This is a genomic window from Micrococcus sp. 63XJN7_8_ISO-PGPR-S23-253 (genome assembly GCF_056173425.1).
Genome location: NZ_CM149673.1, coordinates 1,325,819 through 1,342,858 on the forward strand (window position 1 = coordinate 1,325,819; position 17,040 = coordinate 1,342,858).

Below are 17,040 nucleotides of genomic sequence, written 5' to 3' on the forward strand. Positions count from 1 at the left end.
CGTCACGTGCCGTCCGCCGGCCGGCGCACGGACGCACACGGGCGGGGCCCGGCGTCCACCTCCCGCACGATGCTCGACGCGGGGGCGCCTCGGCGGCGGCCCGACGTCGGGCGCGCAGCGGGCTGCCCCGCGGTGTGGCCACGGGACGGCCAGGGCCGATTCTCTCACATCCGCCCCGGGCACGCCCCTAGAATCGTGTCCATGCCTGCGACACCGCTGACGGACGACGTCCGCCTCTCCCCTGCCGACGACGTCCCCGCCGAGGAGGCCCGGCTCACCTGGTACGCCCGGCCCGCGGGCACCGCGGCGCTGCTCCTGATCACCTCGCTCGTGGCGCTGACGGCGACGATCATCATCATCGTCGAGCGCGCCCTCCTCACCGCGGACCCGACACACCGCACGTCCTGCGACCTCAACCCGTGGGTGTCCTGCGGCCAGGTGATGCAGTCGTGGCAGGCCCACACCTTCGGCTTCCCGAACACGTACATCGGCGTGGTCGCGTTCTCCGTGCTCATCACCGTGGCGGTGTCCCTGCTCGCCGGCGCCCGCTTCGCCCGCTGGTACTGGCTGCTGATGAACGCGGGGATCCTGGCGGGCTTCGCGTTCTGCGTGTGGCTCTGGTACTCCGCCGTCTACAGCATCGGCACGCTGTGCCTCTACTGCATGATCGTGTGGGCCATGGTCATCGCCCAGCTCGTGCTCGTGACGTCCCGGAACCTGCAGACCGGCACGCTGCCGGCCCCGGCCGGCCTCGTCCGACTCGCCCGGGAGCTGGCCTGGCCCGTGATCGTGCTCCTCTACGTCCTGGTGTTCGCCTCGATCCTGCTGGAACTGGGCCTCGGGGTCATCGGGATCGACTGAGCCCGCGCTCCCCCACCGGACACGACGACGGCGGCCGGTCACCCCACCCGGGTGACCGGCCGCCGTCGTGCGGGCCCGAACCGGGCTCAGCCGAACCAGATCGCGAGCTCGCGCTCGGCCGAGAGGGTCGAGTCCGAACCGTGGACGAGGTTCTTCTGGACGGCCTCGCCCCAGTCCCGGCCCAGGTCGCCGCGGATGGTGCCCGGGGCGGCCACGGTGGGATCGGTCTTGCCGGCCAGCGAGCGGAAGCCCTCGATCACCGAATCGCCCGTGACGCGCGCGGCCACCACGGGGCCGGAGGCCATGAACGCGACCAGCGGCTCGAAGAACGGCTTGCCCTGGTGCTCCTCGTAGTGGCGCTCCAGCATGGCGCGGGTGGGCGTGAGCATCTTCAGATCGGCGATCACATAGCCCTTGCGCTCGATGCGCGCGAGGATCTCGCCGACCAGGTTGCGGGCCACCCCGTCCGGCTTGACGAGGACGAGGGTCTCTTCGATGTGGTGCGTCATGGGGTGTGCTCCTAGCGTCGTCGGACGGCCGCGAGCGCGGTCCGGTTCCCGCCCCACCCTAGTGGGGCCCGGGTCTCAGCGTCCGTGCTCGGCCTCCCAGGCGGCCTCAAGGCGGTCGCGCTGGGCGTTCTCGACGTCCATGGCACCCCCCTTGATCACGGCGTACGCCCACGTCAGCGCGAAGAGGGCCCCCACCACGAACATCGAGTACTCCCAGAAGCCGGAGGCCAGCAGGACGGCCTGGATCGCCCAGCCGATCGCGATGCCGACGGGCTTGCGCACCAGGGCGCAGGTCAGCACCGCGACGACGGCCAGCGCGGAGTAGCCCGCCACGAACCACCAGGCGCCCGGCTCGTCCCGGTGCATGCCGAACAGCATGAGCCCGAGGAAGAAGATGAGCACCGCCTCGAGCATGAGGACCGTGGAGGTGAACAGGGCGCGCACGGAGCGGCGACGCCGACGAGTGCCGGGGCGCCACTGCCGCTGGGACCGCGTCTCACGCGCGGGGCGCCAGGACTCGTCGCCGAAGCGCCCCTGCTCCGTGGCGTCTCCGGTCTGCGGCTGGTCGGGGGTCATCGGTCCTCCTCCGGCCGGCGGCGGGCGCCGGCGTCGTCGCGGTCCTCGAGCAGCTCGAGGATCTCCGGGTCCAGGTCGTCCTCGTCGGCGTCCGCCAGCCCGACGGCGTCGAGCAGGTCGGCGGGGTCGAGGCCGCGGGCGGCCACGGTGACGGGGCCGGCATGGCGGGGCTCGCCCACGAGGGTGCGGACCTCGGCGGCCAGGGTGATCGAGCCGAGCACGAGCACCCCGCCGCCGGTGCCGGAGGCCAGTTCGTCCGCGCTCGTCTCCAGGGCCTCCGCGCGGCCGACCGCCCGCTCGAGGGCGTCCGGCACGGACTCGGTGGCGTACACGTCGTCCTCGGGCCAGCCGGCGTCGACGGCCATGCGGGCCAGCTCCCCGGCCGGGATGGCACGGGCCGAGGAGGACTGCGTCACCGCGAGGTCCTCCACGTCGTCGCCGAACGCCCGGTAGAGCGCCGCGAGCATGCCCGGCGCGTCCTTCTCCTGGAGGATCCCGACGACCAGCGAGAGGCGGGTGAAGCCGAACGCCTCCTGCACCGCGCGGGCCGTGGCCCGCACGCCGTCCGGGTTGTGGGCGGCGTCCACGATGAGCGTGGGGGCGGTGCGCAGCACCTCGAGCCGGCCGGGCGAGGTGACCTGGGACAGCCCCTCGCGCAGCAGCTCCTCGTCCAGCGGTCGCTCGCCGCCGCCCAGGAACATCTCCAGGGCCGCCACGGCCACCGCGAGGTTCTGCGCCTGGTGCTCCCCGAGCAGCGGCAGGAACAGGTCCCGGTACTCGGCCGCGAGGCCACGCACGGACACCTGCTGGCCGCCCACGGCCAGGGAGCGCTCGAGCACGCCGAACTCGACGCCCTCGAAGCGGAACGGCACGTCGGCCGCCCGGGCCGCCTCGAGCAGCACCTGGGCGGCGTCGCGCTCCTGGGCGGCGGAGACGAGGGCGCCGCCGGGCTTGATGATGCCGGCCTTCTCCTCGGCGATCTCGGCCTCGGTCTCCCCCAGCAGGTCCGTGTGGTCCAGGGAGATGGGGGTGACCACGGAGACGACGGCGTCCGCGACGTTGGTCGCGTCCGTCACGCCCCCGAGGCCCACCTCGAGGACGACGACCTCCACGGGCTCGTCCGCGAACACCGCGAAGCCCAGCGTGGTGACCGCCTCGAAGTACGTCAGCGGGACCTCGCCCGCGGCCTCGAGCTCCGCGTCCACGGTCTGCACGATCGGGAGGATCTCCCCCCACACGCGCACGAAGGTCTCGTCGGCCACCGGGGCGCCGTCGATGCTGATCCGCTCCGTGACGCGCTGCAGATGCGGCGAGGTGTAGCGCCCGGTCCGCAGCCCGTAGGCGCGCAGGACGGCCTCGACCATCCGCGCCGTGGAGGTCTTGCCGTTGGTGCCGGTCAGGTGGATCACCGGGGCCGCGTGCTGCGGGTCGCCGAGCAGCGCGAGCACGCGCCGCATCGGCTCGAGCCGCGGCTGCATCGTGTTCTCCGGGGCGCGGGCGAGCAGGTCCCGGTAGACCTCCTCGACCGTGCCCGGGACGTCCCCGCGCATCACGCGTCCGCCTTCGCGACGGTGACGGCCACGGTCTTCATGGCGTCGTCGGCCGGGTCCTTGCGCGGGTCGGCCGCGCCGGAGTCCACGAGCTCCAGGTCCACCGTGAGGGTCTCCTCCGCGACGAGGCCGCGGTGGGCCTCGAGCGCCGCCACGACGGCGGTGGGGCCCTCGATCCGCGTGCGCACACGGTCGGAGACGTCCAGGCCGGCGTCCTTGCGGGCCGCCTGGACGGCGCGGACCACGTCCCGGGCGGTGCCCTCGGCGGCCAGCTCCGCGGAGACCTCGGTGTCCAGCACGAGGAAGCCGGCGGTGCCGGGCAGCACGCCCACCGCGGTCCCCTCGGGGGCACCGGTGGAGACGGTGCGCAGCTCGTAGAGCGCGGGGGCCAGGGTCACGGTCTCGCCGTCGGCGAGCGTGACCGCCAGGCCCTCGGCCGTCTCCTCGTACGCGCCGGCGTCGACCGCCTGCTTCACGAGCGGCACCTGCCTGCCGAACGCCTTGCCGAGCTCGCGGAAGTTCAGCTTCAGCTCCGTGCCGATGCCGTAGCGGGCGATCGCCTCCTCCGAGAGCTCGGTGAGCTCGACGTCCTTGAGGTTCAGCTCGTCCGCCACGATGCGGGCGTAGGTGCCCTCGAGGCCCGCCGCGTCCGGGACGACGACGGACAGGCGGGGCAGTGGCAGGCGCACCCGGCGCCCGGCCCCCTTGCGCAGGGCCGAGCCGGCCGAGCTGATGCGGCGCACGGCATCCATGCGGGCCACGAGGGAGTCCGCCTCGGGCCCGTGGGGGAACAGGTCGGCGTCCGGGTAGTCGGTCAGGTGGACCGAGCGGCCGCCGGTGAGGCCGCGCCAGATCTCCTCGGCGATCAGCGGCATCAGCGGTGCGGCGGCCCGGGTGAAGGCCTCCAGGACGGTGTAGAGGACGTCGAAGGCGACGGTGTCCTCGTCGAAGAACCGCTCACGGGACCGGCGGATGTACCAGTTGGTCAGGGTGTCCATGAAGCCGCGCAGCGCGTCCGTGGCGTCCGAGACCTCGTAGGCGTCCAGGCCGGTCTTGACCTCCCGCAGCATGCGGCCCGTGGCGGCCAGGATGTACTGGTCCAGGGGGTCCTCGGCGGTGTGCCGCTCCTGCGCGCGGTACCCCTCGGGGCGGGCGCCGCCGTCGTGCGCGGTGTTCGCGTACAGGGTGAAGAAGTGGTAGGCGTTCCACGCCGGCAGCAGCACCTGGCGGACGCCCTCGCGGATGCCCTCCTCCGTGACGATCAGGTTGCCGCCGCGCAGGATGGGGCTGGCCATGAGGAACCAGCGCATGGCGTCCGCGCCGTCGCGGTCCAGGACCTCCGTGACGTCCGGGTAGTTGCGCAGCGACTTGGACATCTTCTGCCCGTCCGAGCCGAGCACGATGCCGTGCGCGATCACGTGGGAGAACGCCGGCCGGTCGAACAGGGCGGTCGCCAGGATGTGCATGGTGTAGAACCAGCCGCGCGTCTGGCCGATGTACTCCACGATGAAGTCCGCCGGGTTGTGCGTGGGGAACCAGTCCGCGCGCTCGAACGGGTAGTGCACCTGGGCGTACGGCATGGAGCCGGAGTCGAACCAGACGTCCAGCACGTCCTCGACCCGGCGCATGACCGCGCCGGCCGCGGCGGCCTCGGGGTCCGGGTGGGGGCGGGTGAGGTCGTCCACCCACGGGCGGTGCAGGTCCACCTCGCCCTGGGCGTTGCGCGGCAGGCGGCCGAAGGCCTCCTCGATCTCCGCGAGCGAGCCGTAGACCTCCTGGCGGGGGAAGTCCGGGTGGTCGGACTCCCACACCGGGATGGGCGAGCCCCAGTACCGGTTGCGGGAGATGGACCAGTCGCGCGCGTTGGCGACCCACGTGCCGAACTGCCCGTGCTTCACGTTGCCGGGGATCCAGGTGATCTCCTCGTTCAGCTCGAGCATGCGCTCCTTGATCTGGGTGACCTTGACGTACCAGGACGTCACCGCGCGGTAGATCAGCGGCGTGCGGCAGCGCCAGCAGTGCGGGTAGGAGTGCTCGTAGGAGGCCTCCCGCGCGAGCCGGCCCAGCGAGCGCAGGGCGCGGATGATCGTGCGGTTGGCCTCGAAGACCTGGACGCCGGCGATCTCGCGCAGGTCGCCGCGCCCGACGTCCTCGCGGGCGAACAGCGGCAGGAACCGGGCACCGGAGTCCACGGAGAGCAGCACGGGGATGCCGTTGGCCTCGCACACGCGCTGATCGTCCTCACCGTAGGCCGGCGCCTGGTGGACCACGCCGGTGCCGTCCTCGGTGGAGACGTAGTCGTCCACGAGGATGCGGTGGGCGCCCTCGACGCCGAGGTCACGGCCGTTGACGGTGAAGGTCTCCCCGCGGTGGGCGTCGAACACGTCCGTGAACAGCGGCGCGTAGGCCAGGCCGCCGAGGCGGGCGCCGGGGATCGTCTCGGTGACCGCGGCGCGGGCGGCGTCGGCATCGGCGTAGCCGAGCTCCTTGGCGTGGGCGCCCACGAGGTCCACGGCCAGGAGGAAGCGGTCCCCGTCCGCGGTCGCGCCCTCGGGGCCGGCCGGCACCACGGCGTACTGGATCTGGGGGCCGACGGCGAGGGCCGCGTTGGTCGGCAGCGTCCAGGGCGTGGTGGTCCAGGCCAGGACGTGGACGCCGGCCAGGTGCGCGGCGAGCGCCGCGTCGGCGCCGCCGTCGGGCACGAGGGCGGGGTCCGCCGGGAGGCCGGTGATCGGGAACGTGACGGTGACCGAGGGGTCCTGGCGCATCTTGTAGACGTCGTCGTCCATGCGCAGCTCGTGGTTGGACAGCGGGGTCTCGTCGTTCCAGCAGTAGGGCAGGACGCGGAAGCCGCGGTAGGTCAGGCCCTTGCGGTGCAGCTCGGAGAAGGCCCAGATCACGGACTCCATGAAGTCCGGGGTGAGGGTCTTGTAGTCGTTCTCGAAGTCGACCCAGCGGGCCTGGCGGGTCACGTAGTCCTGCCACTGGTCCGTGTACTTCAGGACCGAGGAGCGGCAGGCCTCGTTGAACGTGTCGATGCCCATGGCCTCGATCTCGGACTTGTCCGTCATGCCCAGCTGCTTCATCGCCTCGAGCTCGGCGGGCAGGCCGTGGGTGTCCCAGCCGAAGCGGCGCTCCACGCGGCGGCCCTGCTGCGTCTGGTAGCGGGCCACGAGGTCCTTGACGTACCCGGTGAGCAGGTGGCCGTAGTGCGGCAGGCCGTTGGCGAAGGGCGGGCCGTCGTAGAAGACGAACTCGTTCTGCGAGCCGTCCTCGTTGAAGGCGGGACGCTGGTCGATCGAGGCCTGGAAGGTGCCGTCCTCGTCCCAGTACGCCAGGATGCGGCGCTCGATCTCCGGGAAGCGCGGGGAGGCGGGGGTGCGGCCGTCAGGGGCGGAGGAGGCGAGGGGGTACACGGGGGTCCTTTGCGTCCGGGGCGTCGGTTCCGTGCAAGGACGCCCGAGGGCCCGACCCTCCGGCCGGCCGCGGACGCGGTACCACCTTGCTTGCCGGCGTCGGGAGGTCCCCGGGGTGCTGGCCGCTTGATGACTGCTGTGACGGGCTTACCCGTCCGGTTCTACTGGGGCCGTGCGGCCCGTTCTTCCGGAGGCTCGCCGGTGATGGCCGGGTCGACGCCTGTGCCCGCCAGTGTAGTGGACGCTGCGCCGGCCCGTGGCCGCGGGGCCGGAGCGCGTCAGAGGGCGGTGCGCACGGCCGCCGACGCGTCGCCGTCGATCTCCACGTGCACGGCGTCCCGGCCCGAGGCCCAGAGGAGGAGCTCCCCGACCTCGCCGGTCACCGTGACGGGTGCCCGCAGCGCCACGGCCCCACGGGTGACGGTGACCGGGGCGCGACCCGGGCCCTGGAGGACCACCGGCGCCGCGGACTTACACAGGAACAGCGGGGCCATGCGGCGCAGCGAGCGGTAGAGGGCGTCCTCCTCGTCCGGGGAGAACGAGCGCGGGGCGGGCAGCGAGCCGCCGGCCGACGACTCGCCGCGCCGGACGTCCTCGAGGTGGATGAAGTGCTCGGCCGCGTTCACGTGCCTATCCGCCGCCCGCATGGGGTTCAGCGCCGACGGGCCCGCGGCCCACTCCCGCACGACCTCGGCGTAGTCGCGGCGCGTGGTCTCCGCGGTCAGGCGGTCGAGGTGGCGGGACAGCGGCGGGATGAACAGGGCGGCGAAGGCGTCGGGCCGGCGCTCCCGCAGCCAGAGGTGGGCGGCGAGGTCGCGGGTGCTCCAGCCGCCGCACAGGGTGGGCGCGTCGGGGCCCTTCTCGAGCAGGAGGTCAGCGAGGCGGGCACGTTCGGCTGCGGCGAAGGTGGTCATGGGCACCACGGTAGGGAGCGGGCCGCGGCGCGGGCGAGGGGTGGGCCGCGCCGCGGCCGCGAATCCACCCGACGGGAGGGCTCAGCCTTCGGCGCCGAGGAGGACGCTCTCCCGGGAGATGCGGGTCATCTCCTCCCGGTCCACGACCTTCACCCGCTCCCGCGCCACCGGCCCGGCCTCCGTGGCCTGCGCACCCAAGGACTTCTCATGCTCATCCAGAGCATGCCAACCAGCCCACGTCGTGTACGGCACCTCACGGGACTCCAGCAGCTCGATCACCGACTCCTCCGACGGCTCCTGAGCCCTCCACAGCCCCGGCTCGTCCTCGATCAGATGCGTGATCGTCTCCAGAGAGTCACCCTTGGTGTGACCGATCAACCCCACCGGACCCCGCTTGATCCACCCCGAGGCATACAGCCCCGGCACCGGGGCGCCGTCCGCGTCCAGCACCCGGCCCTGCGCATTCGGGATCACCCCGCGCACCTCATCGAACTCCACCCCCTCCACCGGGGACCCGAAGTACCCCACCGCCCGGTACACCGCCTGCACCGGATAGTCCACCGTCTCCCCCGTCGGGCGGACCCCACCGGAGCCGTCCAGCTCCATCCGCCGCATCCGCAGACCGTCCACCCGGCCGTCGCCGTCCTCGTCCAGGAACTCCTCCGGAGCCTGCAGGAAATGCAGATGCAGCCGACGCGAGGCGCTCTGCTGACGGTCCTCCTGCTCCATCAGCCAGTTCGTCAGCGTGCCCACCATGGTGCGGACCTGGTTGTTCTCCTCGATCGCCTGCTCCGAGGCCGCATCGAAGTCGAAATCCTCCTCGTACAACACGATGTCCACATCCCGGGAATGCGCCAGCTCCCGCAGCTCCAACGGGGTGAACTTCACCTGCGCCGGCCCGCGCCGACCGAACACGTGCACGTCCGTGACCGGGGAGGCGGCCAGGTCCCGGTACACGTTGTCCGGGATCTCCGTGGGCAGCAGGTCCTCGGCATGCTTGGACAGGATCCGGGCCACATCCAGGGCCACGTTCCCGTTGCCGATCACCGCGACCTGCGTGGCCTCCAACGGCCAGTGCCGCGGCACATCCGGGTGCCCGTCGTACCAGGCGGCGAAGTCCGCGCCACCGAACGAGCCGGCCAACTCCACCCCGGGCACATCCAGGGCCGCGTCCCGCACGGCACCGGTGGAGAACACGATCGCGTCATAGTGCCGACGCAGATCCGCCAGGCTCAGGTCCGTGCCGTAGTCCACATTCCCCAGGAAACGGATGTCCCCGCGGTCCATGACCTTGTGCAGGGCGTTCACGATGCCCTTGATACGCGGATGGTCCGGGGCCACCCCGTAGCGGATCAGGCCGAACGGGGCCGGGTACCGGTCGAACAGGTCGATGCTGACGCGGAAGTCCCGCTCCTCCTTGGTCAGGATGTCCGCCGTGTACACCCCGGCGGGTCCGGCACCGATGATGGCGATGCGCAACGGGCGGTCAGGCCTCGAGGACGAGGGGGTCGGGGTCATGCTCGTGCTCCTTCGGAGGTCGGGTTCAGGGTCAAGATCGGGGCAGGGATGCCGGCCGCAGGCGCGCCGGTGGCGTAGGGGCTCAGGCGCACGACGTCGCCTACGACGATCACGGCGGGGTTCTCCACACCGACGGCGGCCGCCTGCGCGGCGATGGTCTCCACCGTGCCCACGGTGACCCGCTGGTCCGGCATCCAGCCGCGCTCGATGATCGCCACGGGCGTCGCGCCGTCGAGGCCGCGCTCCGTCAGTCGGCGCGCGGTGTCCGCGAGCCGGCGCACGCCCATCAGCAGGACGAGCGTGTGGTCGGCCCGGGTGGGCACTTCGGACAGCTCTTCGTGGCCGGTCACCAGCGTGAAGCCGGTGGCGACGCCGCGATGGGTGACCGGGATCCCCGCGGCGGCGGGCACCGAGACGGCGCTCGTGACACCGGGGACCACCTCGACGTCGACGCCGTGGGCGCGGCAGTGCGCGGCCTCCTCGCCGCCGCGGCCGAGCACGTACGGGTCGCCGCCCTTGAGCCGGACGACGAGGCGGCCGGCCCGGGCCTCCCGTACCAGGACGGCGTTGATCTCGTCCTGCGTGGCCAGGTGGTTCCCGGGGGCCTTGCCGACCTCGATCACGGGCACCGCCGGGTCCAGCTCGGCCAGGAGGGCGCGCGGGCCCAGCCGGTCGGCGACCACCACGTCGGCCTCCGCGAGCAGCTGTCGGCCGCGCACGGTGATGAGCCCGGAGTCGCCGGGGCCGCCGCCGACGAGGGCCACGCGGCCGGGCTCGGCGGACGCGCGCCGCCGACGCAGGGGCAGCCGCCCCGTGGACAGGGCGAGGGTGATCGCGTTTTTCAGGGCGCGGGCGCGGCGAGGGTCTCCCCCGGCGTTGACGGCCACGGTCACGTCCCCGGCCCGGACGACGGCGGGCGTCCAGGCGGCGGAGGACTCGGCGTCGGAGGCGTCGACGCACCAGACGCGGCGGGCCTCGGCGTCGGAGGCCACGGCCCCGTCCACGGCCCGGTCGCCGGTGGCGGTCTGGGCGAACCAGACCCCGTCGAGGTCGGACGGGCGGTAGGGGCGGCGGTGCAGAGTGAGCAGGCCGGCCGCCGCGAGCCGCTCCACCTCCTCCCCCGGCTCCGGGGCCACCACGGTGACGAGCGCGCCGGCGTCGAGGAGGGCGCCCATGCGGCGGCCGGCCACGCGCCCGCCGCCCACCATCAGGACGGGCCGGCCGAGCAGACGCAGGGAGGTGGGGTACAGATCGGACGCGGTCATCGCGTGCTCCCTTCCAGCAGCCCCCGGCGGCGCAGCATGCGCCGCTCGACGGGGCCGAATACGGTCAGTTCGACGAGGACGCCGACAGCCAGGATGGCCAGGACGGCGCAGAGGACGACGGCAAGGTCGGACTCGGCCCGTCCCTGGTGGAGCAGGGTCCCGAGTCCGACGCCCATGGGCCCGCCGACGGCGATGATCTCGGCGGCCATGAGGCCTCGCCACGCGAAGGCCCAGCCCTGGCGCAGGCCGGAGACGAAGGCGGGCAGCGCGGCCGGGAGGACCACCAGCAGGGCGGTCTCGAGGCGCGAGGCGCCCAGCACGCGGGCCGCACGACGCAGCTGCGGCGGCACCTGGTCCGTGCCGGTGGTGAGGCCGGCGACCACGGCGGGGACGGCGCCGGTGAGCATCACGAAGTACGCGGTGGCGTCGCTGAGGCCGAACCACAGCACCGCGAGCGGCACCCAGGCCACGTTGGGCAGCACCATCAGGGCCGTGAGCAGCGGGCCGAACGCCCGTCGCAGGACGCCGACCTGTCCGAGCAGCAGGCCCAGCCCGACGCCGACGACCACGGCGAGTGCGAAGCCCACGACGGCGCGGCCCACCGACGTCGCCACTGCCTGCTGGACGAGGCCCTGGGCCCACAGCGTCCCGAAGGCCCCGAGGACGTCGCCGGGACCGGTGATCGGCTCGCCGCGCGCACCGGCCAGCCACGCGGCGACCTGCCAGATCGCCACGAGCAGGACGACGGCGGCCACCGGGAGCAGGACCCGGCTCCAGTCCCACCCGGCCAGACCCGTCCGACGGGTCGAGTCGACGGCCTGGAGCGCGTCGAGGCCGCTGTCGAGCTCGCGCAGCTCGTCGTCGGCGGCGGCCCCCGGCGCGCGGCCGGGGGCGTCGAGGGTGGGGGTGTCAGTGCGCATGGCGACGGATCTCCTGACCGAGTCGGGCGGTGATGGCGGCCGTGAGGGCGGCCGCGGCGGGCGGGTCCTGGCGGGCGGCTGCGGGCACGTCCCATTCGGCGACGACGCGACCCGGCCGTGAGGACAGCAGCAGCACCCGCTGGCCGAGGCGGACGGCCTCGGCCACGTTGTGGGTGACGAACACGACCGTCCGACCGGTCTGCCGCCACACGCGCTCGAGCTCCACATGCAGCAGGTCGCGGGTGATCGCGTCCAGGGCCGCGAACGGTTCGTCCATGAGCAGCAGGGGGCGGTCCTGGGCGAGGGCCCGGGCCAGGGCGACGCGCTGGCGCATGCCGCCGGAGAGCTGGTGGGGTCGCAGGTCGGCGGCGTCGCCCAGGTGGACGAGGCGCAGCAGCTCCCCGGCACGCTCCCGACGCTCCCCCGCGGGCACACCGGCGAACCGGAGGGCGAGCTCGATGTTGCCGCGGGCGGTGAGCCACGGGAAGAGGGCGGCGTCCTGGAACATGAACGCGGCCCCCTCCCGGGGGGTCTTGACGACGCCCGCGGTGGGCGCCTCAAGCCGGGCGATGAGGTTCAGCAGGGTGGACTTGCCGCATCCGGACGCGCCGAGCAGGCAGACGAACTCGCCCGGCTCGATCCGCACGGAGACGTCCTCCAGCACGGGCGTGGGCCCGCCGAAGCTCTTGCCCACGTCCTCCATCACCACTGTCATGACCGCTCCCGTCGCCCCGTCGTCATCCGGATCAGGCCTCGTCGCCGCCGCGCACCATGCCGGCGGCGAGCGTGGCCCCGTCGTGGGGGTCGATCACGAGGAACGCCCCGGTGCGCCGATGCACGGCGTAGGGCTCCACGGGCAGCGGCGCGGCCAGGTGCAGGCGCACCTGTCCGATGTCGTTGAGCCCGAGGGTCTCGGCCGGGTCGAGCCGCAGGGTGTCGAGGTCGAGTCGGCCGGCCACCTCCTGGACGAGCGCCCGGACGACGGCGGTGCCGTGCTTGACGAGGACCTGCTGCCCGACGCGCAGCGGCGCGGCGGAGAGCCAGCACAGGGCGGCGGACACCTCCGCGGTGGGGCGCGGGGCGGTGTCCGCGGCGGCGATCGTGTCCCCGCGGGCCACGTCCACCTCGTCGGCCAGGCGCAGGACGACCGACTGCGGGGCGGAGGCCTCCTCGAGGGACTCGCCGGCGGCGTCGACGCCCACCACGGTGGTGGTGCGCGCCGGCTGCCCCGGGGTGAGGACGGCGACCGCGTCCCCGGGCCGGACGGTGCCCGCCACGACCTGCCCGGCATAGCCGCGGTAGTCGCGGAAGACCTCGGGGTCGAGACCGGGGGCCAGGGCGCCCTGGGGGCGCACCACGAGCTGCACCGGGAAGCGGAAGGAGGCCGCGGCGTCGTCCTCGGCGTCCGCCCCGGGCAGCGACTCGAGCAGCTCCATGAGCGTGGGGCCGGTGTACCAGTCCGTCCGCGCGGAGCGGGTGACCACGTTGTCGCCCTGGAGGGCGGACACCGGGACGCTCACCGCGTCGGAGAGGCCGAGCTCCCGGGCCACGCGCCGGACATCCTCGGCGATCGCGGTGAAGACCTCCTCCGAGTAGTCCACGAGATCGATCTTGTTGACGGCGACGATCACGTGCGGCACCCGCAGCAGGGCCACCACGCTGAGGTGGCGCCGGGTCTGCTCCACCACGCCCTTGCGGGCGTCCACGAGCAGCACGACGGCGTCGGCCGTCGAGGCGCCCGTGACGGTGTTCCGGGTGTACTGCACGTGCCCGGGGCAGTCGGCCAGCACGAAGGTGCGCCGGTCCGTGGCGAAGTACCGGTACGCGACGTCGATCGTGATCCCCTGCTCCCGCTCGGCGCGCAGGCCGTCGGTCAGCAGCGCCAGGTCCAGCCCGCCCTCGGCGCCGCCGAAGCCGCGCTCGGCGGAGGTGCGGGCCACGGCCTCGAGCTGGTCGGCCAGGACGGCCTTGGAGTCGTGCAGGAGGCGGCCCACGAGGGTGGACTTGCCGTCGTCGACCGAGCCGGCCGTGGCCAGGCGGAACAGGGTCCCGGCGGGGGCGCGCCGGTCCAGCAGTGCGGTGCTCATCAGAAGTACCCGTCCTTCTTGCGATCTTCCATGGCCGCCTCGGAGATGCGGTCGTCGGCGCGGGTGGCCCCGCGTTCGGTCAGGGTGGAGGCGGCGACCTCGAGCACGACGTCCTCGACGGTCGCGGCCTCCGAGAGGACGGCGCCGGTGCAGGACATGTCGCCCACCGTGCGGTAGCGCACGGTCCGCGTGGTGACCTCCTCGCCCTCGGCCGGGCGGGAGTGCTCCCCCACGGCGCGCCACATGCCGTCGCGGCGGAAGACCTCCCGCTCGTGCGCGTAGTAGATGGAGGGCAGCTCGATGCCCTCGCGGGCGATGTACCGCCACACGTCCAGTTCGGTCCAGTTGCTGATGGGGAACGCGCGGACGTGCTGGCCGGGGGTGTGACGGCCGTTGTAGAGGTTCCACAGCTCGGGGCGCTGGTTGCGCGGGTCCCACTGGCCGAACGCGTCCCGCAGGCTGATGATCCGCTCCTTGGCCCGCGCCTTGTCCTCGTCACGGCGGCCTCCCCCGAAGACGGCGTCGAACCGGTTGGTCCGGATCGTGTCCAGCAGGGGGGTGGTCTGCAGGGTGTTGCGGGTGCCGTCGGCGCGCTCACGCAGCTCGCCGCGGTCGATGTACTCCTGCACGGAGCCCACCACGAGCCGCAGGCCGAGCCGCTCCACCGTGCGGTCGCGGAACTCGAGGACCTCGGGGAAGTTGTGGCCGGTGTCCACGTGGACCACCGGGAAGGGGATCCTCCCCGGCCAGAAGGCCTTCGCGGCCAGGTGGAGCATCACCACGGAGTCCTTGCCGCCCGAGAAGAGCATGGCGGGGCGCTCGAACTCGGCCACCACCTCGCGGATGATGTGGATCGCCTCGGCCTCCAGGGCGTCCTGGACGTCGGGCCCGGCGGGGCTCACGGTCCCCGGGTCGGGGGCATGGGTGAGGGTCATCGTGTCTCCTTGGTCTGTCTCGGGAGCGGCGCTCAGACGTGGATGCCGCACTCGGTCTTCGCGGTCCCGGCCCAGCGCCCGGCACGGGGGTCCTCCCCGGGGGCGACGGGGCGGGTGCAGGGGCGGCAGCCGATCGAGGGGTAGCCGTTCTGCAGGAGCAGGTTCACGGGCACGTCGTGGTCCGTGGCGTAGCCGACCAGGTCGTCGAAGCTCCACGGGGCGACGGGGTTGACCTTGACCATGCCGTGGGCCTCGTCCCAGCCCACCAGCGGGGTGTTCGTGCGCGTCGGCGCCTCGTCCCGGCGGACGCCGGTGAACCACAGGTCGTATCCGGCCAGCGCCCGGTTGAGGGGCTCGACCTTGCGCATCGCGCAGCACAGCCCCGGGTCGCGGGCGAACAGGTCCTTGCCGTGGCGCTCGTCCTGATCGGCCACGGTCAGCTCCGGCAGCACGTCCACCACGGTGACGTCGAGGCGGCGGGCCACCTCGTCGCGCGTCGCGAGGGTCTCGGTGAAGTGATAGCCGGTCTCCAGGAAGAGGACGTCCACGCCGGGCATCCGCTGCGCCACCAGGTGCGGCAGGACGGCGTCGGCCATGGAGCAGGCCACGGCGGCCCGGCGGAGGTCCACATGGCGGGCGGCCCAGTCGACCACCGCCTCGGCGGGGGCGTCCCAGCCGAGCTCGGCGGCGCCGGACTCCGCGAGCGCCTGCAGGCGCTCGAGGTCCTCGGTCGGACGGGTGGGGGGAACGGTGCTCATCGGAGGGCCTCCTCGTCGACTCGGTGCGCCCACCGGGCGAAGGTCTCGCCCGGCTCGCGCTGCTCGTCGTACCGGCGGACGAGGCGCTCGACGTAGTCGACCAGCCCGTCCGCGCGGACCTTCAGGCCGCGGACGCTGCGTCCGAGGCCGGCCTCGGCGCGGTCCACGGAGGCCAGCCCACCGCCCAGGTGCACCTGGAAGCCGGGCGTCTGGCCGCCGTCGTCGTCCGGGAGCAGCTGGCCCTTCAGGCCGATGTCCGCAGTCTGAATGCGGGCGCAGGAGTTGGGGCAGCCGTTCACATGCAGGCTCAGCCGCTCGGGGAGGCGGTCGGCGAGGTCGGCCAGGCGCTCCTCGAGCTGGGCGATCGCGGCGGTGGCGGTGTCCTTCGTGTCCACGATGGCGAGCTTGCAGAACTCCAGGCCCGTGCAGGCGATGGTGGAGCGGCGGAACACCGACGGCTCCGGGTCCAGCCCCAGCTCCTTCAAGCCGGCCACGACGGCGTCCACCCGGTCCCGCTCCACGTCCAGCACCACGATCTTCTGGTGGGGGGTGGTGCGCAGCCGCGTGGAGCCGTGGGCCTCGAGCAGGTCCGCGAGGGCGGTGAGGGTGGTGCCGCTGGAGCGGCCGACGACGGGGGCGGCGCCGATGTAGAAGCGGCCGTCCTTCTGCTCGTGGACCCCCACGTGGTCGCCGGGGCGCGTGGGCGGGGCCGGGGCGGGCCCGTCGGGCAGGGCGTAACCGAGGTACTCCTCCTCCAGCACGGTGCGGAACCTCTCCGGCCCCCAGTCCTCGAGCAGGTACTTCATGCGGGCCTTGTTGCGCAGGCGTCGGTAGCCGTAGTCACGGAAGATGCTCACGACGGCGTGCCACACCTCGGGGGCGCGCTCGGCCGAGACGAAGGCGCCGATCCGGTCGGCCAGGCGGGCCTTCGTGGACAGGCCGCCGCCGACCCACAGGTCGTAGCCGGGGCCCAGCTCGGGGTGCACCACGCCGATCAGGGAGACGTCGTTGATCTCGTGGACCACGTCCTGGGAGGGGTGACCGGTGATGGCGGTCTTGAACTTGCGGGGCAGGTTGGAGATCTCGAGGTCGCCGATCCAGCGGTCCGCGATCTCCCGGATCACGGGCGTGGGGTCGATGATCTCGTCCGCGGCGATCCCGGCCACCGGTGAGCCGAGGATCACGCGCGGCACGTCGCCGCAGGCCTCGGTGGTGGACAGGCCCACGGACTCCAGGCGCCGCCAGATCTCGGGGACGTCCTCGACGCGGATCCAGTGCAGCTGGACGTTCTGCCGGTCGGTGATGTCCGCGGTGTCACGGCCGAAGTCGGTGGAGATCCCGCCGATCACGCGCAGCTGCTCGGTGGTGAGGTCGCCGCCGTCGATGCGCACGCGCAGCATGAAGTAGCGGTCCTCGAGTTCGTGGGGCTCCAGGGTGGCGGTCTTGCCGCCGTCGATCCCCTGCCGGCGCTGGGTGTACAGGCCCCACCAGCGGAAGCGGCCGTGCAGGTCGTCCGAGGGGATCGAGTCGAAGCCCTCGTGGGCGTAGACCTGCTCGATGCGCTCGCGGACGTTCAGGCCGTCGTCCTGCTGCTTGAACTCCTCGTTGTGGTTCAGAGGGGTGGTCCCGTCCACCTTCCACTGGCCGTGCGGCTTGGCGGAGGGACGGCGCGGGGTGCGCGCCGGCCTCGACGTCTCGTTCACCTGGGTCATGGCCGCCACGCTAGGAACC

14 protein-coding genes are annotated in these 17,040 nt (G+C 73.3%); 1 reads left to right on the forward strand and 13 read right to left on the reverse strand.

The genetic code is table 11. The features are described from left to right. Window positions 1–201 precede the first annotated feature (201 nt). On the forward strand, window positions 202–861 hold the full coding sequence (locus tag AC0VX4_RS06105) for a vitamin K epoxide reductase family protein (RefSeq protein WP_002853923.1): 660 nt from the start codon (window positions 202–204) through the stop codon (window positions 859–861). 86 nt (window positions 862–947) lie between these two features. Here AC0VX4_RS06105 and ndk read toward each other — a convergent pair whose 3' ends face one another. The 13 genes from ndk to AC0VX4_RS06170 all read right to left on the reverse strand — a co-directional run bounded on the left by ndk (window position 948) and on the right by AC0VX4_RS06170 (window position 17,021). Next, the gene (ndk, locus tag AC0VX4_RS06110; RefSeq protein ID WP_002853924.1) at window positions 948–1,370 is read right to left on the reverse strand and encodes a nucleoside-diphosphate kinase; all 423 of its coding nucleotides are present in this window, start codon (window positions 1,368–1,370) and stop codon (window positions 948–950) included. A gap of 75 nt (window positions 1,371–1,445) precedes the next feature. Next, window positions 1,446–1,946 (reverse strand): DUF4233 domain-containing protein, encoded by a 501-nt coding sequence (locus AC0VX4_RS06115; protein ID WP_049161078.1) that lies wholly within the window; start codon window positions 1,944–1,946, stop codon window positions 1,446–1,448. Further along, window positions 1,943–3,496: a bifunctional folylpolyglutamate synthase/dihydrofolate synthase gene (locus AC0VX4_RS06120; protein WP_475464119.1), complete on the reverse strand. Its 1,554-nt coding sequence runs from the start codon at window positions 3,494–3,496 to the stop codon at window positions 1,943–1,945. Before AC0VX4_RS06120 ends, AC0VX4_RS06115 begins: the two co-directional genes overlap by 4 nt. Further along, window positions 3,496–6,912, reverse strand: coding sequence for an isoleucine--tRNA ligase (ileS, locus tag AC0VX4_RS06125; protein WP_136940653.1), 3,417 nt, complete (start codon window positions 6,910–6,912; stop codon window positions 3,496–3,498). The genes AC0VX4_RS06120 and ileS overlap by 1 nt, the downstream gene beginning before the upstream one ends. 278 nt (window positions 6,913–7,190) lie before the next feature. Continuing rightward, window positions 7,191–7,826 (reverse strand): TIGR03085 family metal-binding protein, encoded by a 636-nt coding sequence (locus AC0VX4_RS06130; RefSeq protein WP_136940654.1) that lies wholly within the window; start codon window positions 7,824–7,826, stop codon window positions 7,191–7,193. A gap of 81 nt (window positions 7,827–7,907) precedes the next feature. Continuing rightward, on the reverse strand, window positions 7,908–9,344 hold the full coding sequence (locus tag AC0VX4_RS06135) for an FAD-dependent oxidoreductase (RefSeq protein ID WP_136940655.1): 1,437 nt from the start codon (window positions 9,342–9,344) through the stop codon (window positions 7,908–7,910). Next, window positions 9,341–10,609, reverse strand: a complete 1,269-nt coding sequence (cobA, locus tag AC0VX4_RS06140; RefSeq protein WP_145031792.1) for a uroporphyrinogen-III C-methyltransferase — start codon at window positions 10,607–10,609, stop codon at window positions 9,341–9,343. The genes AC0VX4_RS06135 and cobA overlap by 4 nt, the downstream gene beginning before the upstream one ends. After that, window positions 10,606–11,529 carry an ABC transporter permease gene (locus AC0VX4_RS06145; RefSeq protein ID WP_098471613.1) on the reverse strand — a complete coding sequence of 308 codons (924 nt, stop codon included), beginning with the start codon at window positions 11,527–11,529 and terminating at the stop codon, window positions 10,606–10,608. Before AC0VX4_RS06145 ends, cobA begins: the two co-directional genes overlap by 4 nt. After that, the gene (locus AC0VX4_RS06150; RefSeq protein WP_036334603.1) at window positions 11,519–12,244 is read right to left on the reverse strand and encodes an ABC transporter ATP-binding protein; all 726 of its coding nucleotides are present in this window, start codon (window positions 12,242–12,244) and stop codon (window positions 11,519–11,521) included. The genes AC0VX4_RS06145 and AC0VX4_RS06150 overlap by 11 nt, the downstream gene beginning before the upstream one ends. 31 nt (window positions 12,245–12,275) lie before the next feature. Next, entirely contained in the window at window positions 12,276–13,616 is a 1,341-nt protein-coding gene (locus AC0VX4_RS06155; RefSeq protein WP_002855960.1) for a sulfate adenylyltransferase subunit 1, read from the reverse strand. After that, complete coding sequence (gene cysD / locus AC0VX4_RS06160) at window positions 13,616–14,551, reverse strand: sulfate adenylyltransferase subunit CysD (RefSeq protein WP_002855962.1); 936 nt, start codon at window positions 14,549–14,551, stop codon at window positions 13,616–13,618. Before cysD ends, AC0VX4_RS06155 begins: the two co-directional genes overlap by 1 nt. Before the next feature lie 32 nt (window positions 14,552–14,583). Next, window positions 14,584–15,309 carry a phosphoadenylyl-sulfate reductase gene (locus AC0VX4_RS06165; protein WP_002855963.1) on the reverse strand — a complete coding sequence of 242 codons (726 nt, stop codon included), beginning with the start codon at window positions 15,307–15,309 and terminating at the stop codon, window positions 14,584–14,586. Beyond that, window positions 15,306–17,021, reverse strand: a complete 1,716-nt coding sequence (locus tag AC0VX4_RS06170; RefSeq protein WP_396831535.1) for a nitrite/sulfite reductase — start codon at window positions 17,019–17,021, stop codon at window positions 15,306–15,308. Before AC0VX4_RS06170 ends, AC0VX4_RS06165 begins: the two co-directional genes overlap by 4 nt. Window positions 17,022–17,040 lie beyond the last annotated feature (19 nt).